Origin of the sequence: Bradyrhizobium jicamae (assembly GCF_018130695.1) — a bacterium.
GTDB lineage: Bacteria > Pseudomonadota > Alphaproteobacteria > Rhizobiales > Xanthobacteraceae > Bradyrhizobium > Bradyrhizobium jicamae_B.
On sequence record NZ_JAFCJX010000002.1, the window covers coordinates 14,606 to 37,599 of the forward strand.

23 protein-coding genes are annotated in these 22,994 nt (G+C 58.7%); 17 read left to right on the forward strand and 6 right to left on the reverse strand.

All coding sequences use genetic code 11. The features are described from left to right. Positions 1-72: 72 nt before the first annotated feature. The gene (locus JQ604_RS02835) at positions 73-1,095 is read right to left on the reverse strand and encodes a fumarylacetoacetate hydrolase family protein (RefSeq protein WP_212352787.1); all 1,023 of its coding nucleotides are present in this window, start codon (positions 1,093-1,095) and stop codon (positions 73-75) included. 270 nt (positions 1,096-1,365) lie between these two features. On the opposite strand from JQ604_RS02835, the gene JQ604_RS02840 reads away from it, so the two are divergent. Together JQ604_RS02840 and JQ604_RS02845 are read left to right on the forward strand one after the other, a co-directional pair. Further along, entirely contained in the window at positions 1,366-2,265 is a 900-nt protein-coding gene (locus tag JQ604_RS02840; protein ID WP_212352789.1) for a LysR substrate-binding domain-containing protein, read from the forward strand. A gap of 323 nt (positions 2,266-2,588) precedes the next feature. Further along, a complete protein-coding gene (locus JQ604_RS02845; RefSeq protein WP_349631052.1) occupies positions 2,589-3,551 on the forward strand; it encodes a Bug family tripartite tricarboxylate transporter substrate binding protein in 963 nt (320 codons plus the stop codon). Positions 3,552-3,595: 44 nt separating this feature from the next. Here the strand turns inward: JQ604_RS02845 and JQ604_RS02850 are convergent, their stop codons facing one another. Next, a complete protein-coding gene (locus tag JQ604_RS02850; protein ID WP_212352793.1) occupies positions 3,596-4,366 on the reverse strand; it encodes an SDR family oxidoreductase in 771 nt (256 codons plus the stop codon). Positions 4,367-4,705: 339 nt separating this feature from the next. Between JQ604_RS02850 and JQ604_RS02855 the strand changes: the two genes are divergently transcribed. The 4 genes from JQ604_RS02855 (at position 4,706) to JQ604_RS41415 (ending at position 7,315) form a co-directional block, all read left to right on the forward strand. After that, positions 4,706-5,965, forward strand: coding sequence for a Rieske 2Fe-2S domain-containing protein (locus JQ604_RS02855; protein ID WP_212352795.1), 1,260 nt, complete (start codon positions 4,706-4,708; stop codon positions 5,963-5,965). Positions 5,966-5,976: 11 nt separating this feature from the next. Beyond that, entirely contained in the window at positions 5,977-6,483 is a 507-nt protein-coding gene (locus JQ604_RS02860; RefSeq protein ID WP_212352797.1) for an aromatic-ring-hydroxylating dioxygenase subunit beta, read from the forward strand. Between the two features lie 5 nt (positions 6,484-6,488). Next, positions 6,489-6,896 carry a rhodanese-like domain-containing protein gene (locus JQ604_RS02865; protein WP_212352799.1) on the forward strand — a complete coding sequence of 136 codons (408 nt, stop codon included), beginning with the start codon at positions 6,489-6,491 and terminating at the stop codon, positions 6,894-6,896. Between the two features lie 107 nt (positions 6,897-7,003). Next, on the forward strand, positions 7,004-7,315 hold the full coding sequence (locus JQ604_RS41415) for an AMP-binding enzyme (RefSeq protein WP_433996224.1): 312 nt from the start codon (positions 7,004-7,006) through the stop codon (positions 7,313-7,315). A gap of 197 nt (positions 7,316-7,512) precedes the next feature. Here the strand turns inward: JQ604_RS41415 and JQ604_RS02875 are convergent, their stop codons facing one another. Continuing rightward, the gene (locus JQ604_RS02875) at positions 7,513-8,304 is read right to left on the reverse strand and encodes an SDR family oxidoreductase (protein ID WP_212352802.1); all 792 of its coding nucleotides are present in this window, start codon (positions 8,302-8,304) and stop codon (positions 7,513-7,515) included. 231 nt (positions 8,305-8,535) lie between these two features. On the opposite strand from JQ604_RS02875, the gene JQ604_RS02880 reads away from it, so the two are divergent. Beyond that, complete coding sequence (locus JQ604_RS02880; RefSeq protein WP_212352804.1) at positions 8,536-9,711, forward strand: saccharopine dehydrogenase family protein; 1,176 nt, start codon at positions 8,536-8,538, stop codon at positions 9,709-9,711. 371 nt (positions 9,712-10,082) lie between these two features. Here the strand turns inward: JQ604_RS02880 and JQ604_RS02885 are convergent, their stop codons facing one another. The 3 genes from JQ604_RS02885 to JQ604_RS02895 form a co-directional block, all read right to left on the reverse strand. Beyond that, on the reverse strand, positions 10,083-11,093 hold the full coding sequence (locus JQ604_RS02885; protein WP_212352806.1) for a YeiH family protein: 1,011 nt from the start codon (positions 11,091-11,093) through the stop codon (positions 10,083-10,085). A gap of 190 nt (positions 11,094-11,283) precedes the next feature. Next, positions 11,284-11,988, reverse strand: a complete 705-nt coding sequence (locus tag JQ604_RS02890) for an SDR family NAD(P)-dependent oxidoreductase (protein ID WP_249157967.1) — start codon at positions 11,986-11,988, stop codon at positions 11,284-11,286. Continuing rightward, positions 11,985-12,584 (reverse strand): 2-hydroxychromene-2-carboxylate isomerase, encoded by a 600-nt coding sequence (locus JQ604_RS02895; protein WP_212352808.1) that lies wholly within the window; start codon positions 12,582-12,584, stop codon positions 11,985-11,987. The genes JQ604_RS02890 and JQ604_RS02895 overlap by 4 nt, the downstream gene beginning before the upstream one ends. Positions 12,585-12,945: 361 nt before the next feature. Between JQ604_RS02895 and JQ604_RS02900 the strand changes: the two genes are divergently transcribed. The 10 genes from JQ604_RS02900 to JQ604_RS02940 all read left to right on the forward strand — a co-directional run bounded on the left by JQ604_RS02900 (position 12,946) and on the right by JQ604_RS02940 (position 22,979). After that, positions 12,946-13,653 carry a TetR/AcrR family transcriptional regulator gene (locus tag JQ604_RS02900; RefSeq protein WP_212352810.1) on the forward strand — a complete coding sequence of 236 codons (708 nt, stop codon included), beginning with the start codon at positions 12,946-12,948 and terminating at the stop codon, positions 13,651-13,653. A 35-nt stretch (positions 13,654-13,688) separates the two neighbouring features. Then, positions 13,689-14,645, forward strand: a complete 957-nt coding sequence (locus JQ604_RS02905; protein WP_212352812.1) for a 1,2-phenylacetyl-CoA epoxidase subunit PaaC — start codon at positions 13,689-13,691, stop codon at positions 14,643-14,645. Beyond that, positions 14,642-14,953 carry a metal-sulfur cluster assembly factor gene (locus JQ604_RS02910; protein WP_212352814.1) on the forward strand — a complete coding sequence of 104 codons (312 nt, stop codon included), beginning with the start codon at positions 14,642-14,644 and terminating at the stop codon, positions 14,951-14,953. Before JQ604_RS02905 ends, JQ604_RS02910 begins: the two co-directional genes overlap by 4 nt. An 11-nt stretch (positions 14,954-14,964) precedes the next feature. Continuing rightward, positions 14,965-15,219 carry a phenylacetic acid degradation b gene (locus tag JQ604_RS02915; protein WP_212352816.1) on the forward strand — a complete coding sequence of 85 codons (255 nt, stop codon included), beginning with the start codon at positions 14,965-14,967 and terminating at the stop codon, positions 15,217-15,219. Further along, positions 15,219-15,989 (forward strand): Phenylacetic acid catabolic protein, encoded by a 771-nt coding sequence (locus tag JQ604_RS02920; protein ID WP_212352818.1) that lies wholly within the window; start codon positions 15,219-15,221, stop codon positions 15,987-15,989. The genes JQ604_RS02915 and JQ604_RS02920 overlap by 1 nt, the downstream gene beginning before the upstream one ends. Next, a complete protein-coding gene (locus tag JQ604_RS42085; protein ID WP_433996220.1) occupies positions 15,986-16,174 on the forward strand; it encodes a PaaD-like zinc ribbon domain-containing protein in 189 nt (62 codons plus the stop codon). Before JQ604_RS02920 ends, JQ604_RS42085 begins: the two co-directional genes overlap by 4 nt. A 61-nt stretch (positions 16,175-16,235) precedes the next feature. After that, positions 16,236-17,819, forward strand: a complete 1,584-nt coding sequence (locus tag JQ604_RS02925; RefSeq protein WP_212352819.1) for a class I adenylate-forming enzyme family protein — start codon at positions 16,236-16,238, stop codon at positions 17,817-17,819. 72 nt (positions 17,820-17,891) lie between these two features. Further along, on the forward strand, positions 17,892-19,094 hold the full coding sequence (locus tag JQ604_RS02930; RefSeq protein ID WP_212352821.1) for an ABC transporter substrate-binding protein: 1,203 nt from the start codon (positions 17,892-17,894) through the stop codon (positions 19,092-19,094). A 348-nt stretch (positions 19,095-19,442) separates the two neighbouring features. Further along, positions 19,443-20,651, forward strand: a complete 1,209-nt coding sequence (locus tag JQ604_RS02935; protein WP_212352823.1) for an acetyl-CoA C-acetyltransferase — start codon at positions 19,443-19,445, stop codon at positions 20,649-20,651. 111 nt (positions 20,652-20,762) lie between these two features. After that, positions 20,763-22,979 carry a 3-hydroxyacyl-CoA dehydrogenase NAD-binding domain-containing protein gene (locus JQ604_RS02940; RefSeq protein ID WP_212352825.1) on the forward strand — a complete coding sequence of 739 codons (2,217 nt, stop codon included), beginning with the start codon at positions 20,763-20,765 and terminating at the stop codon, positions 22,977-22,979. Positions 22,980-22,994: the final 15 nt, after the last annotated feature.

Genomic DNA, 22,994 nt, shown 5'->3' on the forward strand with positions numbered 1-22,994 from the left:
GTGAAAGGCTGGGCGGTCTCAGCTGCACCTCATAACCCCCGGACATCACCTTTTCAGAAACGAATTCACTCATCAAGCTAGTACGAATGAGAGTGTCCCAAGTCCCTGGATTGTGCTTTCGATCTTATCGCCCGCCTTCAACCAAGTCTGCTTCTCTTTGGGATATCCCGCGATCACCCCCGAGGGTGTCCCGGTGAAGACGATGTCCCCTGGTTCGAGAGCGAACAGCCGCGACGCGTGCGCGATAATCCTTTGAGGATTGAAGATCAATTTTGCGGTGTTCGACGATTGTCGCACCTCTCCATTCACCCGGGTTTCTAGATTCAGATTGTTGGGATCGATCTGATCCGCAGACACGAAATATGGGCCGATTGGAGCGAAGCCGTCGAGCGTCTTGCCGACCATCCACTGACCGCCGGCTCTCTCCAGCTGCAGATCTCTGGACGTGAAATCGTTACCGACGGCGTATCCGGCAACGTATGAGAGAGCATCGTCGATGGAGACGTTGCTTGCCTTCCGGCCAATTACGACGACCAGTTCGGTCTCATAGTCGAACTTGTAGCAAACGTCGCGGGGCGGGAGTTGAACCGTCGCCATATGCGGCGCAAGCGAATTGTTGTACTTGTTGAAGAGGATGGGTTGAGGAGGCAGTTTCTGGCTCGTTTCCTCGATGTGTTCTCGGTAATTGAGCCCGAGGCAGACGATTTTTCCGGGCCTGGTGAACAGACGTCCGAACTTGATCTTCGACTCATCGAGGAATGCCGCTTTCGCGTTGGGCGCCTTGAGAGCAGTCTCTACGAGAATGTTCACTTCCGCATAGGCCGCGTTGATGAGGAGCTCCTCCAGCGTGAGCGGTGCCGAGAGTCCGAGGAGCTTGGTCGCGGCGACAACGTCGAGCACGCCAACTGCGGTCTTCACGCCCATGGTTTCGCGCCCGTCCTCCTGGCGGATCGAAATGATAGTAAGCTTGTGAGGTAGCTCGCCGCTCGCGCTGCTCCGCGACGCCGTTTCGTGTGCGGTCTGCGCACTGACGTTGGTAGCGGCGAACGCGGCCGCAGCAAGGCCGGCCTTCATCAGTCTGCGACGCGAGGGCATGATAAGTCTCCCAGAGTGTTATTGTTGGTGAGCGGGTTCTGGCGTTGCTCAGTTGCCTCGAGAGGAAGCGTTCGGCAGCGGACCTTGGCGACCGGAATCATCATAGGACCGAAGGCCTCAGCGGCTCCAATAAGTCGGTCATGAAAATAAATAGGGTTGGGTTATCACCACGAACTTCTGCCAATTTGGCTAGGAGTTATTCAACGACGAATGACTTGGTCGGGGTGAACGTTGCACGCATAAGGTCTAGGTTGCCATGGGAGACTGAGAGTGGAACTGCGTCGCTTGAAATACATGTCTGTTCTGGCCGAGGAATTGCATTTCGGAAGGGCGGCTGAGCGCCTGGGCATTGCGCAGCCGGCACTCACGCAGCAGATTCGGGCACTCGAGCGCGAGCTCGACGTCGAGCTCTTCCACCGGACGAAGAGATCGGTGAAGCTCACGGTAGCCGGTCGGGTCACGCTGAACGAGGCGATCAGGACCCTTCAGCAAGCGGAAAAGACCGCCCTGGTTGCGCGCCAAGCGGGTCGCGGCGAACTGGGGCACATCGAAATCGGATATGTGGGGTCGGCAATCTTCACTGGCGTCCTGTCGAAGGCAATCGCCCGGTTTCGCGTCGAAAATCCTGTCGTAGAATTTCGCCTGAACGAAGTCGGGATCGTCCAGCAATTGGACGACGTCAGCAGCGGTCGCCTTGATCTTGGCATCCTTCGTCTTCCGGTGAAGTCAGTGCCGACCGGCGTCGGGATCATGTCGCTGCACCGCGAGCCGATCATATTGGCGATCCCGCGCGGGCACCGGCTCGCGCGGCAAAAGAACGTCGCGCTGAGCGCGTTGAAGTCCGAGCCTTTCGTCGCCGTGCAAATTCAGGAGGGTAGCGGCTTCAACGCGCAAGTTGCCCAGATATGCGCCGCAGGCGGGTTGTCACCTCAGATCACGCAACGCGCGGGACAATTCACGGCTCTTGCCGGACTGGTTGCGGGTGGTCTCGGTGTGGCCTTCGTGCCCGATTCACTTCGAAAGCTGCGGATTGACGAGGTAGTCTATCGGCCGTTGGCGAAGGTCAACCAGCACTCCGATCTCGCCATGGTCTATCGCAAGTCAGAGCGCGCCCCTGCCGTCGTCGCATTCCTCGATCAGTTGAGGAAGCTGGCGCGGCCGGCGCCATGACGATGATCCCGGCTGATACGATCTTCTTATTAAATTGGAGTGAATCATTATTGGCTGCACCAACCCTCCGCTCGATAGTCTCCTTTGAACGCCTCTAAAGATGGGCGACAGGGAGGGAAACAAAGTGGCGGTAAGGCCTATCACTCGGCGAGACGCGCGGCTCTGACATTGTCTGCAGCCGCCGGAGAAGCTCTTGAAGAGTGAGGCCGACTGTTGGGCGCCCTTTATGAAGCTCCTGAACATCACGCTTGACTGACCAGGAACTGAACGCGGCGCCGAATTGTGGTGCCTGTTGAGTCAATGTGGAGTGCGCCTTGAGAAGAGTGGTCCTGGGTTTGCTTGCTCTCGCGCTCGTCGTCCACGCGAGCGCCGCCGGAGCGGAGACGTTTCCGGCACGGACTGTTCGACTAATCGTGCCGAACCCCGCCGGAGGTTCAAACGACGCGGCAGCGCGCTTTCTGGCGGAAGCGCTCAGCGAACTGTGGCAACAACATGTTGTCGTGGAGAACAAGCCGGGAGGCGGCGGAAATATCGGAACCCAGGCCGCCGCGTCCGCGGCGGCAGACGGATACACCTACCTGGTCTCCTCGCCCGGTCCAATCGTCATAAACCCATCGCTCTACAAGAAACTGCCGTTCGATCCGCCGAAAGATTTCACGCCCGTCGCGCTGCTCGCAACCGTTCCAATCGTCCTGATCGTCAATCCAAGACTGCCGATCTCCACGCTCGATGAGCTCTTGAAGTTCGCCAGGGAGCAATCGGATGAACTGAACTACGCTTCCTCCGGAATCGGATCGACGCATCATCTGTCGGCTGAATTGTTCAAGAAGATGACGGGCCTCAAACTCAGACACGTCCCGTATCGCGGCGCCGCGCCGGCCATGAACGACATCATAGCCGGACACGTCCCCATTCTCTTCGACAATCTGCCTACCGTCATCCCGCAGGTGCAGGCGGGCACGGTTCGCGCCCTGGCTGTTGCAAGCCTGAAACGATTGGACTCACTGCCAGATGTTCCGACGTTCGAGGAGGCCGGATTGGCTCACTTCGAGGCATCTTCCTGGTTCGGCGTTTTGGCGCCAGCGGGAACGCCGACCGACATCGTGTCAAAAATGACAGCCGACATTGAGCAGGTCATGTCGAACCCGCGCTTTCGAAAGAGCCTGGAAGGAACGGGCGCGCAAGCGGGTACGGTCTTCGGGGCGGAGTTCGGTCGGTTCATGAAGGATGAAACCGAAAAATGGGGAGACGTTATCAAGAGCTCGGGCATATCCGTGATAGAATAGCCGGCGGAAGCTTCCGGATGCCGGCCGTCGTGCGCCGGCACTCGTCACCATTTTTCGACCCACGGCCGAAGCACCACCTCGAAGACCCAGGTCGATCGGTGCTGGCGATGTAGGTGCAGATAGGTTTCCGCGATGCGATCCGGGTCGGCCATGTTGTCGTTGACGGTCGTTCCGGCCAACCGGTGGGCGCGGGTCCCGTCCTCCTGCGTCCAGCCGATCGCGGCGTCGATAGGCACATTCGCCACGTGGATACCTTGTGGCATCAATTCCCTCGCCATACTTTGTGCGAGTCCCGACTTGGCATGACATGCCATCGCAAACGCGCCGCTTAACGGGAAGCCTTTAAGCGCTGCGCTGGCATTTGTGAAAATGATTGTACCTCTTGCCCCGTTGGCGTCGGGCTCGTTTCCGAGCATGACCTTGGCAGCTTGTTGCCCGACCAGGAACGCGCTGAACGCCGAGTTGCGAAGCGTCTCAAGCGCCATGCCTGGGTCCGCTTCGACAATGCCTTTGCGGAAAATGCCGGCGACGCGGCCGTCGATGTTATGAACGACAAGCCTCGGTGTCCCGAGGTCCTGCGCGATGTTCTCGAACAGCCGATCGACAGCGGCCGGTTCGCCCCCGTCACAGGCGTATCGATGTACCCCATGCGTCTTCTCAAGCGTCTCGAGCACCGCCTTTCCGGGGTTCCTGGCCGCCACGGCAACACGCATGCCATTCTCTGCGAACAATCTCGCGCAACTTGAGCTGATTCCCGGACCTCCGCCGACGATCAGCGCAACGTTCTGGATAGAAGGTTGAGTGGACTGAGACATGTCGCTACCCGCATGTGTGCTTTGTGGTAAATTCCAAATCAGAACTATATGCGTGCGTCGGATTGTCGCCAAATGGAAAGATTCCACGGACGGAGCGGCTACAAAGCCGCCATTGCAAGATCGGCCAGCGGTGCAAGGCGCAAGCGATGAGTTTCGTCATAGCTTTCAATCGAGAGCGTCTCTGGGTTCGTCTGGTTTGCGCCCAACCGGTCGAAACTGATGCAAATTGGTGATAGCGAGTGCTTATCAATACAGCGAAATAATGTATTGGAGCTCGGCGAGAGCGATACCTAGTATTCCCGAAAGTCTCTGAAGTGAACGAAGCGGGAGCAATATCGCATGTCGCCGACGGTTCAAGCAGGCCGCAACGAAGCATCGGAATTCCGTTGGCCGCCGCAGGGCGTAACCCGCGCGCCGTACCGTCTGTTCACCGACCCCGAAATCTACAAGCTGGAGCAGGAGCGGATCTTCAGGGGAAAGACCTGGAATTTCCTGTGCCTCGACATCGAGATCCAGAATGCCGGAGACTACCGAACCACGACCGTCGGCGAAACGCCGGTTGTCGTTACGCGCGACCGCGACGGCAAGATACATGCGATGGTCAATCGCTGCGCGCACAAAGGCGCTCTGGTTTGCCTGAAGAAGAAAGACAACGTCGCGAGCCTCTCGTGCGTCTATCACGCCTGGAATTACGAACTGGATGGCAAGCTCAAAGGCGTTGCTTTCCGTAACGGTGTGCGCGGTCAGGGTGGCATGCCGGAGGACTTTGATCCGGCGCAGCACCGGCTCCGCCCGTTGAGGGTGGAATCGTTCTGCGGGATGGTCTTCGGGACCTTTGCGGACGAGATCGAGGACGTTGAGACCTATCTCGGTCCCGAGATGGCATCGTTCATCAAGCGTAACCTCGGCCGGCCGCTGCGCATCCTCGGAACGCACAGCCAGATGATCCACAACAACTGGAAGCTATACGCCGAGAACCTGCGCGATTCCTATCATGCGACCCTACTTCATACGTTCTACACGACCTTCAAGGTGAACCGCCTCGACATGGACGGCGGTATCACACTGTCCGAGCGCAAGTGGCACCATCTGAGCTTCGCGCGCCGCGCGAAGATGCAGGAGGCGGTCGAATATGTGGAAGCGAAGGTGCATTCGGCCAACTACGAATCCGCTCTCGATGGTCCAGGCCTGCTCGAGGCCTGGGAGGAGTTCGACGACGGCATCACCCACAGTATCCAGACCGTCTTTCCCAACATGTGCATTCAGTTTACGCTGAACTCTCTGGCGATCCGCTTTTTCGCCCCGCGCGGCGTGGATCAGACCGAGTTGTTCTGGATCTATCTCGGTTACGAGCGGGATACCGAAGAACAGTCGAGCATGCGGGTAATGCAAAGCAATCTGACCGGTGCTGCCGGCCTGGTCTCCCTGGAGGACGGCTGCATCAACGAATTCGTGCAGCGCGGAACGCGCGCCGATCCCGACCAGTCGTCGTTCATCGAGATGGGGGGGCGTGAAGTGGAATCCGAAAGGAACTCGCGCGCAACGGAAACCGCGGTTCGCGGGTTCTGGCACGGCTATCGCCACATCATGGGCTTCTGAGGAGAGGCGAGATGCACAATGTTCTCGACAAGCCCTTAAAGCAGGTGGCCGCACCGACGCGAGACCAGGTCGTGGACTTGATCACGGCCTACGCACATTCGGTCGACGACATGAGGCTGGATGCCTGGCCGCAGTTCTTCACGTCGGACGCGCTGTATCACGTGACGACCCGCGAGAACCATGAGGCGGGACTTCCGATCGGCGTCGTGCGTTGTGTCGGAAGGGGTATGATGCAGGACCGGGTAAAGGCATTTTATTCGGCCAACATTTTCGAGCCCCACACCTATAGCCACATGATCGGCAGGTCGGAGTTTCTGGAGCCGACATCGGACGTGGCGATATCGGCTCGGTCGAACTTCCAGATCGTGCGTACCATGGAAACCGGCCGCATGGATTTGTTTGCAGTCGGCAAATACCTCGACGAAGTCGTGATCGAGGATGGTCAGCCCTGCTTCCGGAAGCGGGTGGTGATCCTGGATTCCCGGAACGTCGATATTCTGATCGTCATTCCCCTGTGACACCGATGACGACGGAAATCTCGCCGCGACAAGCATGGGACTTGTTGGCTGCCCAAAAGCACGCGCGGCTCGTCGATGTGCGGACGGAGCCCGAATGGGCCTATGTCGGAGTGCCGGATCTTGCAGATCTCGGAAAGGCGGTGGCAAAAATCTCCTGGCATGTCTTTCCGGAGATGCGCGTCAATTCCGAGTTTATTGGGAAATTGAGGGCGACGTACGATACGGCCCACCCAGTCATTTTCATGTGCCGCTCCGGCGGCAGAAGCCTTGCTGCCGCGAAGGCCGCCTTTGAGGCGGGGTTTGCGCGGTGTTTCAGTCTCGCTGGCGGATTCGAGGGCGATGTCGACGAAGATGGACATCGCGGCACGAAGAGCGGATGGAAGGCGGAGGGACTACCCTGGAGACAGCCCTGAGGGCGCGTTCAGTGGGCGGGCGCAGCGGCAAACTCCAATTCCGAGGAGATCAGCTCCGCCTCATCGCCTTCTTCGCACGGCTGGCTGCATACCGGCGACATCGCAAGATGCGACGAGCTTGGATACCTCTATATCGTGGACTGCAAGAAGGACATGATCATGACCGGCGGCTTGAATGTGTACACGAGGTCGAGCAGGCCTTGCTGACCAACCGTGGCATTGCAGACGCCGCCGTCGTCGGATTTCCGGACGATGTCTACGGCGAATCTGTCGTGACGTTCGTCGAACGACCGGCGGGCAGCCCGTTGACGATCGAAGACGTGATCGCGACCGCTCAAGGGCGAATCGCGGGGTACAAGAAGCCCAAACACGTCTTCCTGTCGATGACCTCTCGCGAAACGGTACTGGCAAGGTCTTGAAACACGAGCTGCGGCTGTGAGCGGAACGATTACGGGCGCCCGAGTAGAGCGGCCTACGGGCTGCGAGAGAGGACGAACTGTTAGCCTCCATTCGGATCCGGATTTCTAGCGGAAGAGGAGCCGCCCAGCGATCACGCCTGCAATCTTAGAAAATACCCGATAGAGGCGGGCTCTCGCCTGCCTATAATAGCTAATCGCTAGGATGAGGACAGTACAGCCGTTAAACCGCCGTCCACGGGCAGGATCTGACCGGTGATATGTTTGCCGGCGTCGCTGGCGAACAACATCGCGGCGCCTTTCAGGTCGTCTTCGTCACCGATGCGCTGAAGAGGTACACCTGCCGTCAGCTTCTCCATGCCAACCTGCTCGATTGTGCCCTTGGTCATTTTCGAAGGAAACATGCCCGGCGCCAACGCGTTCACCGTGATGCCGTAACGCCCCCAGCTGCCGGCGAGTGCCCTGGTGAAGTTGATCACCGCGCCCTTGCTCGTGTTGTAGGCGATCGTTTGAGGCGTGCTCGTGCTGCCGAGCAGGCCTGCGATCGACGCCAGATTGATGATCCGGCCGTATCGGTTCGGAATCATCGAGCGTTTTCCGATCTGCTGGCTAAGGAGGAAGAGCGAGCGAATGTTGAGGTTCATGACCTTGTCCCACGCCTCGATCGGGTGGTCCTCGGTCGGAGCCCCCCATGTCGCTCCCGCGTTATTGACGAGAATGTCAATTCGCCCGAGCTTGCCGAGCGCCTCGTCGACGAGACGCGAGATGTCGTCGTCCCTGGAGTTGTCCGCTGCGATCCATTGCGCGGAGATTCCGCGGCTGGCGAGATGCGCCTGTGCTTTTTCAAGATCCGAAGCCTTCCGCGACGACAGTACGACCTCCGCTCCTTGTTCGCCCAGCGCTTCGGCGATTTGAAGCCCAAGCCCACGGGAGCCTCCGGTCACGAGGGCTTTTTTTCCAGAGAGATCGAACAAGCTTTTCAAGCTGACCATTTTGAAGACCTGATGTTCTGTTGATGGCGGCGCCCGGATCTCAGCCGTGAATGGCGGTCGCGCGCGACCCCACTTTACACTTAACAAACATACTGTATAGTCAGAATGTTTCTCAAGGCCTAGAGAGCGATGAAAAACCGCGGCTCAGCCTCATGGAGGAGGGTGGGCCATGTCGAAGCCGCGAATTCGCGGCGGGGGCGGTAACCCTCCGCGCGCCGATGGAGCAAGAACATGGTACGCGACAGCGCCTGCGATTTGATTGTCTTTGGCGCAAGTGGCTTCACGGGTCGACTCGTGGCCGAATACCTCGCGGCGAGATACGGAAAGAAAATCAAATGGGGAATGGCGGGCCGCGACCCCGAGAAGCTCGCCGCTGTCCGCGCCGAGATCGGCGCGCCCGACGATACATTCCTGATCAAGGCTGACTCGGACGACGAAGCCTCGCTGCAAGCGCTGGCTCGCTCGACCCGCGCCGTGATCTCCACGGTCGGCCCCTTCCAGCTTTTCGGATCGAAATTGGTGGCCGCATGCGCTCGCGCGGGCACGGACTATCTCGACTTGAGCGGCGAGACCGTCTGGATGAGGAGCATGATCGACGCCCATGAGAAAGATGCCCGATCGAGCGGGGCCCGCATCATCTTCTCGTGCGGCTTCGATTCCGTGCCTTTCGAACTCGGCGTCTCCTTCCTGCAGGGCGCCGCCAAGAAGGCGTGGGGAGTGCCGGCCGAGCACGTGAAAGGCCGGGTCCGCGTGATGAAGGGCACTTTCTCGGGCGGAACAGCAGCCAGTTCACGCGCGACGATGGCTGCTGCGATGAGTGATCCGAAGGTGCTCGATCAGCTCAAGGATCCTTTCCTTCTGACACCCGGCTTTGTCGGGCCGAAGCAGCCGCATGGGATGAAGATTGAGCTCGACGAGGACCTCGGCGCCTGGGCGGCGCCATTCATCATGTCGCCGATCAACACCCGCAACGTCCATCGCTCCAACTTGCTCATGGGGCACCCTTACGGGACCGGTTTCGTTTACGACGAGATGATCGTCGCCGGTCCCGGCAAACAGGGCGAGATTACGGCCGCCAAGATTGCGGAGGATAACAGATCGTTCGGCGGAGAAGGCAGTCCGAAGCCGGGTGAGGGCCCCTCGAGGGCGGAGCGTGAGGCCGGTTGTTACGACATTCTGTTCATCGGGAGCAGCAAGGATCGCGGCAAGATCTCGGTCGCAGTTCGAGGTGACAGGGACCCAGGCTACGGATCGACGTCAAAAATGATCACCGAATGCGCGATCTGCCTCCTGCAGGACGCGAGCGACGTTCCTGCTGGCATCTGGACTCCTGGCGCTGCAATGGGCGAGAAGCTGATATCGCGGCTGGTTAGGAACGCCGGGCTCACCTTCGAAGTCGAGGGCTAGACGGGGCCATTGCGGGCCAAAAATTGTCATTGGGAAATGAAGCGTATGGCCGGTAGAATCCGGGGGAGGGCTCATGGAATGTGGTCTGATCGCGATCGAGTTCATTCCTGATCTGAACGTCGCTGAAATCAGAATGGGTCAGCTTCTCGTGTTGTTGTTCGGGCTGCCTCTAGCGCTCATCGTCCAGCTTGTTCTCCTGATTACACTGTGAAGCCGGCCGGGCGCAGGCTTTGATTTCTCCCAGACTGGTCCTGGAACTCGATCTCGGGCCACTTTTTTGCTCACAGTTTGTCGCGCGACGCTCCTATCAAAACGGGTAGGCAGTCATCCTCGGCAGACGCACGTGAGCGAAGCGGATCTCTGCACATCGCTCAATAGAGCAGCTTGATGCAGACCAGGCTAAAAACACCGATAAAGATCGAGGCAAGAGAGCCCAGGAGGGCAGGCCCAAAGCCCCTCTTTTGCAGGTTAGCCAAGTCCGTATGCATTCCCATTGCCGCAAGCGCGACCGTCAGCAGGAAGGTCGTGAACCAAATGAGATTCGATTTCAGTTCAACGGGAATGATGCCGATGCTGTTGATGCAGGTGGCGACGATGAAGCCGAGCACAAACCAGGGTGCCGCGGGCGTGCGCTTTGACATTTCCGCCGCTTCTCCCACCGCGCCCCTTCGCGACAGCAGATCCATGGCAAGCACCAGAGGCGCGAGCATCATGACGCGGGACAGTTTGGCGATCGTGCCCGTTTCGCCGGCGACCTGCCCGCGTTGAAACGATGCGGCAACCACCTGTGCAATCTCGTGAACGGAAGAGCCCGTCCAAAGTCCGAACTCTCGCGCATCCAAATGAAGAAGGTCCGGCAGAAACGGAAAAAAGAACATCGCGATGGTCCCGAAGATGGTGACGCATGCGACGGCATAGGTTACGTCCTCTTCCTTTCCGCCCACGACAGCGTTCGTTGCAACCACTGCCGACGCGCCGCACACACAGGTGCCCGCGGCAATGAGCTTTGCGAGCTTTTCGTCCACGCGCAGGAATCGTGCGGTGTGCAGCGTGAACACGAAGGTGGACGACAGCGCTGCGGCTAGAATAACGAAGCCGGTCACGCCTAAACTGCCTATGTCGGCGAAGGTAAGCTGAAGGCCAAGCAGCACGATGCCGATCCGAAGCAATCGCCGCTGGCTGAATAAAATGCCGCCTCTCGTCCAGCTAGGCTGGCCCACGACATTGTTGAGGGTTATCCCGATCAGCATTGCGAGCATCATCGGGCTAATGACGGACAGCAGCGGTAGGGTCCGCAGCCAACCAGCCAACACTGCAATCAGAAGGGCAGCAAGCAAACCCGGCACAATAACGGCGGTGCTATTGATCCATGACTTGATCATCGAAGAGTCGATTGCTCCAGCGGATACACGCCGATCCGCCAAATCATTCGTATGTTTTGGCGAGTTCGCGGGCGTCTCCGAAGAAAGCGCTTGGTGGCTATGGTCAAGGGCCGGACCGGTCTCTCAGCGATGACGACGGTCCGGCATTTGTCAGATCGGCATTTCGATCGATTGCGCGAGGTGAAGCAGATCACCACTTCTCGCCGTAGGGTCGGAGTTCGTAGTTGAACGACCATGCCGAGCGAGGCTGATGGCAAATGTGCCAGATCTCATCAGCGATCGTTGTCGGCTGGGCGAAGAACTCTTCCGGCTTGTCCTGGAACATCTTGCGCGCCCAGGGCACGTTGATGACTGCGTCGATCATCAGAAAGGCGACGTGGACGCCCTTAGGACCCAGATGCCGCGCCATCGATTCGGCGAGGATGCGTTCTGCTGCCTTCGACGGCGCAAAGCCGGCATAGTTCTCGACGCCACGATAGGCCGAGGTATTGCCAGTCGCGACGATGGCGCCGCTTTCTGCGTTGATCATCGCGGGAGCGACCGCTCTGGCAAGATAAAGCAGCCCCATGGTGTTGACTTTGAAGTTCGTCTCGAGAGCCGCCGGATCCACTTCCAGGAAATTGCCGAACGCTCCGCCTACAGCGTTATGGATGGCGATCGCAGGCGCGCCGTGATCGCGCGTGATTTTGGCGACGGTTTCGCTGACCTGCTTCTCCTGCGTGACATCGCAGATATGCGCGGAAGCGTCCGGCAACTCGGCTTGTAGCTTCGGAATGCGCTTCTCCGAGCGCGCGAGGAGGGCGACGTGGTAGTCGCGAGAGAAGCGGCGTGCGAGCGCGCTGCCGGTGCCCGGACCAACGCCGGTGATGATGCAAACTGGCTTTGTCATGGTCATGCCTGCACCTTTGCTGCGGCTTCGACGAATGGAAGCCGGTCGTTCCCGAAATAAAGATCCTCTCCGATCCGGAACGTAGGCGTCCCGAACAGACCGGCATCTTCGGCCGCCTTGTTGCGTGCCTTGAGTTCATCGAAAATGTCTTCTCGATCCATCAGCTCGATGATGCGGTCGGCAGGAAGCTCGTTCTTTTTGAGGAAATCCTTGAGGATTTCGACGTTGCCCAAATCAAGCACCTGAGAGTAGAGGCCGGAGAAAACCTTCGATACGAAATCGGGACCCACCCCGAGCTTGATCGCAGCGATGGCCCCGCGAAGCAGGAAGTTGAGGTCGATGTGGCGGAAGTTCGGGTTGGGCTCCCAGCCGACGCCGTACTTTTTGACCCAGCGTTGCAGATCGCTCTTCGCGTATTTCCTCTTCGCCCTGCACTCGATCGTTGTCGGGGTGTTGCCGGTTGCTTTCATCAAATCCAGCACGTTGATCGGCATGTAGACGATGTTGGCCTGCGTGTCTGCCGCCAGCTTCTCGAGCTGGGTCTGTGCGAGGTAGCTGTAGGGGCTACCGAAGTCGAAATAGAACTCAATCTGTTTGGTCATCCCTCGTCCTTTCTCCCTTGTTGGTCGCTCGCCTTGGCTCGATATGGTGCTGTGCAGCTGCCGAGCCGAGCCGCTGCTCTCGTGTATCTCACTGGTTTCCAAGACGAAAATCCGGATTCTCCCGATCACCAAGAAAGTTATTGACTGGTAAGTAAGTTAAATGTACATGAGTATCGATGTCAACTACTAGCCGCTTCGAAGAAGACTTCGCTGGGCCATTAGCATGTGTATTTCCGCTGCACTGTCGGAGGTTCTCGACGCCAGCCATGGCTCCGGTGAAAGGAGCGATCGTGCGCCTAGCGGTGCATTAGGGTTGCACGAGGCTTTACCTCGCGAGTCCAGTGATAATACGTTCGAGCGCATGAAAAAGCGCAAGAAACGACTGACAAATTCCGAACATCGCGAGTTGAGCATGTCGGCAGTATTGGCTGCCGCCGAGTTTCTCTTCGTGACTCAGGGCTACAACGGTACGACGACGGAGCAGATCGGGCAGCTCGCAGATCTGACCAAGGGCAGCGTCTACTTCTATTACGGCAACAAGGAAGGTGTCCTGCTTGAGCTGCTCAATCGCGTGCAAGCCAACGTCATGGAGCCGTACCTTCAAATCTTGCAAGATCAAGGCCTTTCGCCCGTCGAGCGCATGACGAAATACCTGGAGATGGCCGGCGAGGTCGCCCTTAACCATCCGGGCTCGATGTTGCTGCCGATCGTCGTCTCCATAGAGATGGCTGGAACTGAATCCGAAGCCGCGCGCAGGGTAAAGGCTGGCTACAATCGGATCGCACGAGAAGTGCGAAATGTCCTGGAACTGGGGCAAGCTTCCGGCGTCTTTCGCTCCGATCTGAGCAGTAGCGACATGGCTCGGCTCTTGATCTCAACCGGCGATGGCATCATGCTCGAGTGCCTCCGTCAGAATCTCCGCATCGACGTTCACCGCCTAGTTCGCACGCTCAAGGCTGTCGTGCTTACCGGTCTCCAAATCGCATCGGAGACGCCGAGAGACATCGAGGTCGATGATGGGCCCTCCGTTATCGATGTCTTGCGCGGCAATCTTCAGGACCACGCATAAACAGTCAGCGACTTGTAAACGACGGAAGTTTGACCATGGCTCAAGCGACGCTCGCGCGTGAAATCTCGGAAGAGGCAACTGAGGTCGCTCTGCAGACCCGAATCAAGGCTGGCGCAACGCTGGAAGATATCAGCGAGATGACGCCCCGCTATCGTGACGTGCTGGTCGCGACCATGTCGATCGCGGCCGATCTGGAAATCATGACGTTGCCTCTCGACTACGATGCCATAGCGTTTGCACCAAGCATCAATGATCGCATCGCCGTCGCGTCTGCACTGCAGGACGAGATGGGGCATGCCCAGGTCATGTTCCGCATGCTCGAGGACTTCGGCTTCGACTCCTATCACCAGGTGTTCGAGCGTGATCCCAAGAACTTCAAGACGTTCTTTCTGCTCGAGTTTGGGAACCTAAGTCCGATCGATGTGGGGCTGGGCCACCTTGTCGGCGATCAGGCGGGATATATCACGACGCGCGATCTCGAGGAGAATTGTTCATTTGGGCCGTATAGCCGATCGCTGCGGAAGGTGAACTTTGAAGAGAACTTCCACGTCAAGCGCGGCGAATACATGATCCGCCACTACATGCAGCAGGGCCCCGAGATGCGGAAGCGTGTCCAGGAACGGATGGACTTCTGGTTTCCCCTGGGGGCCGAGTGGTTCGGCGCGACGGATGATGTCAAGTCGAGGCCCGACCAGCTCCACTACAAGATTCGCGGCAGCAGCAACGATCAGCTCAGGCAGATCTGGTTGCAGCGCCTCGTCCCCTTCTGCGAGCAGGTTGGTTTGAACGTCCCGGCTCACTTCGACACAGAAAAAGGCATTTACGTCCTCGATTACCAAATGCCGATCCTGCTGAATTTCGAAACCATGAAGTGGGATTTTCGTACGGTCACGTGGCCCGAGAAGCTGGCGCAGTGGAAGAAAGGCGGTCCGTTGAAGCTGCCGGGCCTGAGCCGGATGCAGACGGAGCTTTGGGGGCAGGACCTGTGGTGACGGAGCAAGCGGTCCGAGAGGCGCTCCTCGCAGTGAATGACCCGCATATACCGGTCAGCATCGAGAGCATGGGGATGTTGCGGGCCGTCACGATATCGGAAAACGGCGTGGTCGATGTCGAGCTCGCCATTCCGTGTCTGGCCTGCCCTGGCGTCTCGATGTTGAAACAATCGGTCAGGGACGCAGTGAGCGGCCTTGATGGCGTCAGCAAGGTCAACGTCCTCGAAGGCTGGCATCACGATTGGACCACTCAATCCATTGAGCCCAATGCCCGACAGCTGATGCGCCGCTTTGGAATACAAGTCTAGGGGTCGCGACGATGAAGAAAATTATCGACAGACAGTTGGAGTTGGGCGGCGACAAGCCCGAATTCTACGAGGTATTTGCACGCCGGGATTCCGCAGAACCGCTCACGCATGTCGGTTCAGTCGAGGCCCCGAACGCAGAACTAGCGGAAGCACGCGCATGGTTTGTCTACGACCACCATACCTGGCGGGAGATGTGCATCGTACCACTATCGGCAATCGTCACGATTACCGAACGCGGCAGCAAATCGAAAGTGAAGGTGGTGTGATGGCTGTCATCGATTCAATCGAAGGCCTCTCGGAGGCCGATCAGTTCTTGCGGGACGAATTGTATTGCATCGCGGACGCCAAGCTGGTGCTCGCTGGCTGGTACATGATGGTGTTGCAGAATGGGCGATCCATCGCGGACTTTACGTCAATCTGCGCGATGATGCAGGGGCAATATGGTCATGCCCGCGCCCTTTATCAGCATCTCGGTCGTTTCGGCGTCACTCTCGATGAGGTGGAGTGGACGCGTGGCGCGAAGGACATTCGCTCGCCGAAGCTGCTGGATCGGCCGCCGCAATCGTGGTCCGATTTTGTCGCTACGATATTCATGGCCGAGCAGGCCATCTCCACGCAACTGAGCGCCTACAGAACGAGCCTAGCCGACAGAACCCTGGCACGTCTGGCCGGCAAGATCCTAAAGGAATCGCGCTTTCATCTCAGCTATTCGGTAGGTTGGATCAAGGCGCTACGCAAAGATCCGGCGTCGCCAGTCGACGAAGATGCCCGTCGCCGCCTGGTCGAAGCGTTGGATTGGTGGGGCGAGCCGGACCGGCCGGACATCGTTTTCTCAAGCGGCTATCGGGATGCGTCGGATTCGGACCTTCGCGAGCGCTTCCTCAAAGCGGTCGGCGAGACCTTCGATGTCCCGGACGGAATTGCCGGCCATGCAAGGTCCTGGCTGCGATCCATCCGTCGCAATGGCGCTCCGGGCATCCCGGAGAACCTGTTCGAGAAGATCCGTTTCAAGAATCGCGAACTGGCAATGCCGTGAACCGAAACGAACCAACATTCGACTTGCCGGTGGATGCCAGCAAGGTCGTTTGTCCGCACTGCGAGAGCGATGCCGTCGACATCGACTCGCCCTTCGGTGGGAGCGTCTCCGAGGTCTTGTTTCGATGCCGGCAATGCAAGTCATTCTTCCACTGGGTGAAGTGGCAGCCGGAGCCACCACGTTAGGCGAGGTAAGAAGAGCTCTAAGAGCAGCACAAGCTGCCAGAGCAACAAAGGGAGGATCATCGTGCTCGATCGAGCTATTTCGGTGTCCGATATTCTTCGGACGACGTCACGCGCTGTACCGCAAAAGACCGCTATTGTCGACGAGATCGGCTCGCTGAGCTATTTCGAATTCGACGCGACCGTGGATAGACTTGCGGCCGGACTTCAGAGACAAGGAATCACAACAGGCGACAGAGTAGCTTATCTGCTTTGGAATCAGCGCGAGCTCCTTTTATCCTACTTCGCGATCGCGCGGCTTGGTGCGCTGACCGTCTCTCTGAACTTCCGTCTGACTCCTGAGGAGTTGTCGTATCAGCTCGTCGCGGCGGAGTGCAAAGCGATCATCGTAGACCGGGATCTCGCGGAACTCGCATTAAAGGCGATTTCCATTTCCGAACTCTCGATCCTCCAGATCGTGGCCGGAGCAGAGGCTCGCCCCGGCCAGCTTGCTTTCGTCGACCTTTCGCATGGCGTGGCTGATGATATCCCGCAGTTTCCGACCGTCGGCGCCGACGCCGATAGCGGCATCTGGTTCACCTCAGGCACGACCGGCCGGCCAAAGGGGGCAGTGGTAAAGCATCGATCGGCGGTTGCCGCCGCGACGCTCAGCGCCATAGCGCTCGGCTTCCCGGAAGAGGTCAGATCGCTGGCGGTCGCTCCTCTCTTTCATCGCGGAGCAACGGAAAACTTCGCATTGCCGGTGATCCTGTGCAGGGGAACAAATTTTCTGCGCAAACGGTTCGACGCACCTCAAACCCTGGAAAACCTGGAGAAGTACAGGATCCAGCTTGCTTTCATCGTTCCAACGATGGCCTGGCAGCTCGTTCAGGAGCCATCCGCAGAGAACAGGACCTTGCCGCACCTCACGCACTGGATCTCTGCTTCGGCGCCGCTGCCCCCGGTGCTTGCAGAACGGATCCAGGAGAGATTCAAGCTGCCAGATGGGGTGACAAACGCTTACGGCATCACCGAGATGTTATTCGTCTCGAGATGTCCGCCGGACATGCTGGCCAAGAAGCCTGGCACTGCCGGGCTGCCAGCGCCGTGTACGCAGGTAGTCATTCATGACGAAAAGCGCGGCATTCTTCCGAATGGCGAAGTAGGTGAGATTCTTATCAGCGGACCGACGGGGTTCTCTCATTATTTGAATAATGAGGAGGCAACGCGTGAAGCGATCGTCAGTTTGAACGGAGCTGCCTGGTATCGAAGCGGCGACCTTGGTGTTATCGATGCTGACGGCTACCTTGCGATCAAGGACCGGAAGAAGGACATGATAATCTCCGGCGGCGAGAATATTTATTGTGCTGAGGTGGAATTGTTATTGATTGACCATCCCTCGATCCGGGAAGTCGCGGTGGTCGGGGTCCCCGATGAAAAATGGGGCGAGATCGTCGTTGCCGCGATCGTCACTGCTACGGAGACCATCGTCGATCTTGATCAGCTCGTAAAGAGCTGCTCCTCGCTGGCAAGCTACAAGCGGCCGCGTGAAGTCGTCTGCCTGGAGACACTGCCGCGCAACAGCTTCGGCAAAGTACGCAAGGATTTAGTTCGGGAGATGGTCCGCGAGCGGCTCCAAATATCAAGGCAGGCACGTCGCGCTTCCTAGTCAAACTTGTAGGGCCACATTCACAAGCGTCAGTTTTCGAAGAACCGGGTCGTTTCACTTGGGAGGGATGCTATGTTTGAAATCGTCAGACCTGCCTTTGCATTGATGCTGTTGACGCTCGGGTCAGTCGCGTATGCGGCGGATACTCCGGGGGTAACGGCGACCGAGATCAAGGTTGGGGGGGTCTTTCCCTTCAGCGGGCCCGCCTCGTCGCTTGGCATCATCGGCCGAAGTATTCAAGCCTATGTCCAGTCGATCAACGATCGTGGCGGCATAAACGGACGGAAAATAAACTATATTGCCTATGACGATGCTTACAGTCCGCCCAAAGCGGTGGAGCAGGTGCGCAAGCTCGTCGAAAGCGACGAGGTCTCATTCTTGTTTGGTCAGCTCGGCACACCGGGCAACACGGCGGTGGCGAAGTATCTGATATCGAAGGCCGTGCCGTCTATTTCAATCGTCTCGGGGTCGAACAAGTTTACGAATGTGGCCGATTTTCCGCTGACGACAACAGGCATCGTCAGTTTCGATACCGAGGGAAAGATCTATGCCAAGTTCCTGACCAAGACTTTGCCAGATGCCAGGTATGCCATTCTCTACCAGAACGATGATCTAGGAAAGGATTACCTGAACGCCTTCAAGGCGATCCTTGGCACCCGCTTTGACAAGAACGTCACCGCTATCCCCTATGAGCTGAGTGATCCGACGGTGGAGTCTCACATCGTCAACTTGAGGAGCTCAGGGGCCGATGCGTTGCTGCTGGCAGCAACGCCAAAATTTGCCGCTCAAGCCATCCGCAAGGCTGCCGAGATTGGCTGGAAGCCTGCGATCCTGCTGAACTACCCCTCCAGTTCGGTTGGCGCGACTCTGAAGCCGGCAGGCCTCGACAAGGCGATCGGGGTGATGGTCGGAACAAACATGAAGGATCCCAGCGATCCGCAATGGGTTCACACCGACGGAATGAAGAGCTATTTGACCTTCATCGACAAATACATGCCCGGCGTCGACATTGCCGATTTCAACATCTTGTATGGCTACACGCAGGGCATGCTGCTCGAACATCTGATCAAGCAGTGCGGGAGCGACCTTTCCCGCGAAAACATCATCAGGCAGGCGAAGAGCCTGAAGAATGTGGTGCTACCGACACTGTTGCCCGGCATCAGCGTCAACACGACCGACAAGATCAACATGAACTACACGCAAATGAGGCTGCAGCGCTGGACCGGCACGCGTTGGGAGCTCTTTGGTGATGTGCTCGACGCCTCCTCGGAGTGAGCACGTGTCGCCGGCGCCGTCACGATTGACGCCATCGAGAGCTGCGCACCCGGCCTAGCCGACGAGCGCGAGCGTGGCGGCCGCAGACCGACGATAAACCCGACCCTTCACCAGTTGACCGTACAGCGAGGCCTGGCAAATAGAGCGCGTCAAATGACTTGTAAAACACAAGTCACTAGACAACTGTAGAGCGAAATGAACCTTGCGGATCTCGGAGGCCTGATTGCACGGATTCGGACGGATCTGCGTCGGCCCATGCGTCCAAAATGAACAGCAAGGGAAGAAGTGGTTCGCATGCCACGATATGAGCTGATGTCGGATATTCCGATCGATTGAAGGAGAGACGAAATGGCAGATGCATTCATCTACGATCACGTACGCACGCCGCGAGGTCGCGGCAAAGCCGACGGCTCTTTGCACGAAGTGACGGCTCTTGCACTTGCGACCGTGCCGCTGAAGGCTCTGAAGGAGCGCAACGGCCTGGCGTCCGACAGCATCGACGACGTGGTCTACGGCGTTGTCGATCCGGTCGGCGAGGCGGGCGGCGACATCGCGCGGTTCGCGGCTCTTGCCGCTGGGTTCGGCAAGTCGGTGCCAGGTATCCAGATCAATCGTTTCTGCGCCTCGGGTCTCGACGCGGTGAACTTCGCCGCGGCGCAGATCATGGCCGGTCAGCACGAACTGACGATCGGCGGCGGCGCGGAGTCGATGAGCCGCGTCGGCATCATGTCGTCCGGATCGGCATGGCCGACGGACCCTTCGATGGCAGTGCCATCTTACTTCATGCCTCAGGGCGTGGCGGCGGACCTGATCGCCACCAAATACGGTTTCTCGCGTGACGACGTGGATAGATATGCGGTCGAGAGCCAGGAGCGTGCCGCGCTGGCCTGGGACGAAGGCCGGTTCAAGAATTCTGTCGTGCCGGTGAAGGACATCAACGGCATCACAATTCTCGATAAGGACGAGCATATTCGCCGCGGCACGACCATGCAGTCACTGGGCCAGTTGAAGCCGTCCTTCGCCACCATGGGCGCGATGGGTGGTTTCGATGCGGTGGCGGTGCAGTCGCATCCGGAAATCGAAGGCGTGAACTACGTTCACCACGCCGGCAACTCGTCGGGTATTGTCGACGGAGCTGGCGCCGTTCTTCTCGGTACCAAGGAAGCCGGCAAGAAGCATGGCCTCAAGCCTCGCGCGAAGATTCGTTCTTTCGTCAACGTCGGCTCCGAGCCTGCGATGATGTTGACGGGTCCGGTCGACGTGACGCAGAAGGTCCTGGATCGCTCGGGCATGAAGCTGTCGGACATCGATCTGGTCGAATTGAACGAAGCTTTCGCCTCCGTGGTTCTGCGCTTGATGCAGGCGTTCGATATCGACCGCGACAAGATCAACGTCAACGGCGGCGCAATCGCGATGGGCCATCCGCTCGGCGCGACCGGCGCGATGATTTTGGGCACCGTTCTCGACGAACTCGAGCGCACCAACAAGTCCACAGCGCTTGTCACGCTGTGCATTGGCGGCGGCATGGGCACCGCGACCATCATCGAACGAGTTTGAGCTTTGCCCCTCCTTGCGCAAGGCGGGGATCTCACAACGAAATCTAACCTGCCATCTCGCGAGCAGCGGGGGCCGCCTTCTTGGAATGCGGCAACGAATTGGAACCATCACATGACCTACAAGAATTTCAAGGTTGAAACGGATGCCGACGGCATCGCACTGGTGACGTGGGATCTTCCCGGCAAGTCGATGAATGTGATCGATGAGAACACGTCCGCCGAGCTCGACGCCATCATCGAGCAACTGACCGCGGACGCCGCGGTTAAGGGCGTCGTCATCACATCCGGCAAGGACGCGTTTTGCGCCGGCGCGGACTTGACGATGCTGCAGAAGATGAACCACACCTACGCGGAGACGCTAAAGTCGAAAGGCGAAGAAGTCGCAAACCAGTTCATGTTCGACGAGGCGCGCAAGCTGTCGCGAACGTTCCGCAACGTCGAGGTCGGCGGCAAGCCGTGGGTGGCCGCGGTCAACGGCACCGCTCTCGGGGGCGGCTTTGAGCTGGTGCTTGCCTGTCACTATCGCATCGCATCCGAGAATCCGAAAACCCGCGTCGGCCTGCCCGAAGTCAATCTGGGAATTTTCCCTGGTGCGGGTGGCACTCAGCGGTTGCCCCGCCTGATGCCGACCATGGATGCTGTGCAGATGTTGTTCAAGGGCGAGGCCATCGAAATTGAGAGAGCCAAGGCCCGCAACCTCATCCACGAAATCGTGCCTGCTGCAAACTTGATTCAGAAGGCCAAGGACTGGATCAAGGCTGGCGGCAAGGCGGTCGCTCCGTGGGATGATAAGGACTTCAAGCTGCCCGGCGGCAAGGTCTACTCGCCTGCGGGTTTGCAGTTCTTCCAGCCCGCCACGGCGATCCTGCGCCGCGACACCTACGATAATTATCCGGCCGCGCGCGCCATCCTGCAGTGCGTGTACGAAGGATTGCAGTTGCCGATGGATACGGCGCTGCGCGTCGAGGCGCGTTACTTCTCGAAAATCCTGCGCTCGAATGAGGCGGCGGCGATGATCCGCTCGCTGTTCATGTCGATGCAGGACCTTGGCAAGGGCGCGCGCCGTCCGCCGAACGTGCCGCCGGCAAAAATCAAGAAGATGGCGATGATCGGGGCCGGCTTCATGGGCGCCGGTGTCTGCTACGTCTCGGCTCAGGCCGGCATCGAGGTCGTGCTGGTCGATCGGGATCAGGAATCCGCCGACAAGGGCAAGGCTCATGCCAAGGCCAACGTCGACGCCGCCGTCGCCAAGGGCCGCATGAAGAAGGGGGATGGCGATGCGCTCCTGGCACGTATCACCTCGACCGCCGATTTCAATGCGATCAAGGATTGCGACCTCGTGATCGAAGCCGTGTTCGAGGATCGCAAGGTCAAGGCGGAGATTTATGCGAAGGCGCAGCCGCTGTTGAAGGAAGGCGCCATTTTCGCCACCAACACCTCGACGCTGCCGATCAATTCGCTGGCCGAGGAGTTCAAGGATCAGTCGAAGTTCATTGGCATACACTTCTTCTCGCCGGTCGAGAAGATGATGCTGTCCGAGATCATCGTCGGGCAGAACACCGGCGACGTGGCGCTGGCGACCGCGCTCGACTACGTGCGCCTGATCAAGAAGACGCCGATCGTCGTCAACGACTCTCGCGGCTTTTACGCAAACCGCTGCGTGATGCTCTTCATGTTTGAAGGCTACGAGATGTTCCTGGAAGGTGTGCCGCCGGCGATGATCGAGAACGTCGCCAAGATGGCCGGCATGCCGGTCGGGCCTCTCTCACTCACCGATGAGACCGGACTTGATCTCGGAATGAAGATCATGAAGGCAACCGAAGCCGACCTTGGTTCTCAGGCTGTCAATCAGGCTCATAAGAAGCTGATCGTCGACATGGCGGAAAAGCGGGGCCGTCTCGGCCGCAAGAACGGCAAGGGCTTTTATGACTATCCCGAGAAGGGCAAGGGCCAGAAGAGATTATGGGCGGAGCTGACGACGCTGCAATCCAAGCATCTCGATCCCGATACGCTCGACATCGAGGAACTGAAGCAGCGCTTCCTGGTCGTGCAGGCCGTGGAGGCCGCGCGCACGGTTGAGGACAACGTCGTTACTGATCCGCGCGAGGCCGACGTCGGTTCGATCCTCGGATTCGGCTTTCCGCCGTTCACCGGCGGCACGCTGTCCTTCATCGACTTCATGGGCACCAAGAACTTCGTCGAGCTATGCCTGAAGCTGGAGAAGAAGTACGGCTCGCGGTTCACGCCGCCAAAGCTCTTGATCGACATGGCCCGTGAGGGGGAGACCTTCTACGGCCGTTTCGCGCCCAAGAAGGTGGCTGCGGCATAACTGCGTCGGCGTCCG

Coding starts and splice junctions, on each gene's coding strand:
- JQ604_RS02920 (WP_212352818.1), top strand. CDS start 15,219: ATGGCTGTCATCGATTCAATCGAAGGCCTCTCGGAGGCCGATCAGTTC.
- JQ604_RS02860 (WP_212352797.1), top strand. CDS start 5,977: ATGCACAATGTTCTCGACAAGCCCTTAAAGCAGGTGGCCGCACCGACG.
- JQ604_RS02940 (WP_212352825.1), top strand. CDS start 20,763: ATGACCTACAAGAATTTCAAGGTTGAAACGGATGCCGACGGCATCGCA.
- JQ604_RS02905 (WP_212352812.1), top strand. CDS start 13,689: ATGGCTCAAGCGACGCTCGCGCGTGAAATCTCGGAAGAGGCAACTGAG.
- JQ604_RS02895 (WP_212352808.1), bottom strand. CDS start 12,584: ATGACCAAACAGATTGAGTTCTATTTCGACTTCGGTAGCCCCTACAGC.
- JQ604_RS02835 (WP_212352787.1), bottom strand. CDS start 1,095: ATGCCCTCGCGTCGCAGACTGATGAAGGCCGGCCTTGCTGCGGCCGCG.
- JQ604_RS02855 (WP_212352795.1), top strand. CDS start 4,706: ATGTCGCCGACGGTTCAAGCAGGCCGCAACGAAGCATCGGAATTCCGT.
- JQ604_RS02880 (WP_212352804.1), top strand. CDS start 8,536: ATGGTACGCGACAGCGCCTGCGATTTGATTGTCTTTGGCGCAAGTGGC.
- JQ604_RS02890 (WP_249157967.1), bottom strand. CDS start 11,988: ATGACCATGACAAAGCCAGTTTGCATCATCACCGGCGTTGGTCCGGGC.
- JQ604_RS02885 (WP_212352806.1), bottom strand. CDS start 11,093: ATGATCAAGTCATGGATCAATAGCACCGCCGTTATTGTGCCGGGTTTG.
- JQ604_RS41415 (WP_433996224.1), top strand. CDS start 7,004: ATGCGACGAGCTTGGATACCTCTATATCGTGGACTGCAAGAAGGACAT.
- JQ604_RS02930 (WP_212352821.1), top strand. CDS start 17,892: ATGTTTGAAATCGTCAGACCTGCCTTTGCATTGATGCTGTTGACGCTC.
- JQ604_RS02935 (WP_212352823.1), top strand. CDS start 19,443: ATGGCAGATGCATTCATCTACGATCACGTACGCACGCCGCGAGGTCGC.
- JQ604_RS02865 (WP_212352799.1), top strand. CDS start 6,489: ATGACGACGGAAATCTCGCCGCGACAAGCATGGGACTTGTTGGCTGCC.
- JQ604_RS02875 (WP_212352802.1), bottom strand. CDS start 8,304: ATGGTCAGCTTGAAAAGCTTGTTCGATCTCTCTGGAAAAAAAGCCCTC.
- JQ604_RS02900 (WP_212352810.1), top strand. CDS start 12,946: ATGAAAAAGCGCAAGAAACGACTGACAAATTCCGAACATCGCGAGTTG.
- JQ604_RS02850 (WP_212352793.1), bottom strand. CDS start 4,366: ATGTCTCAGTCCACTCAACCTTCTATCCAGAACGTTGCGCTGATCGTC.
- JQ604_RS02915 (WP_212352816.1), top strand. CDS start 14,965: ATGAAGAAAATTATCGACAGACAGTTGGAGTTGGGCGGCGACAAGCCC.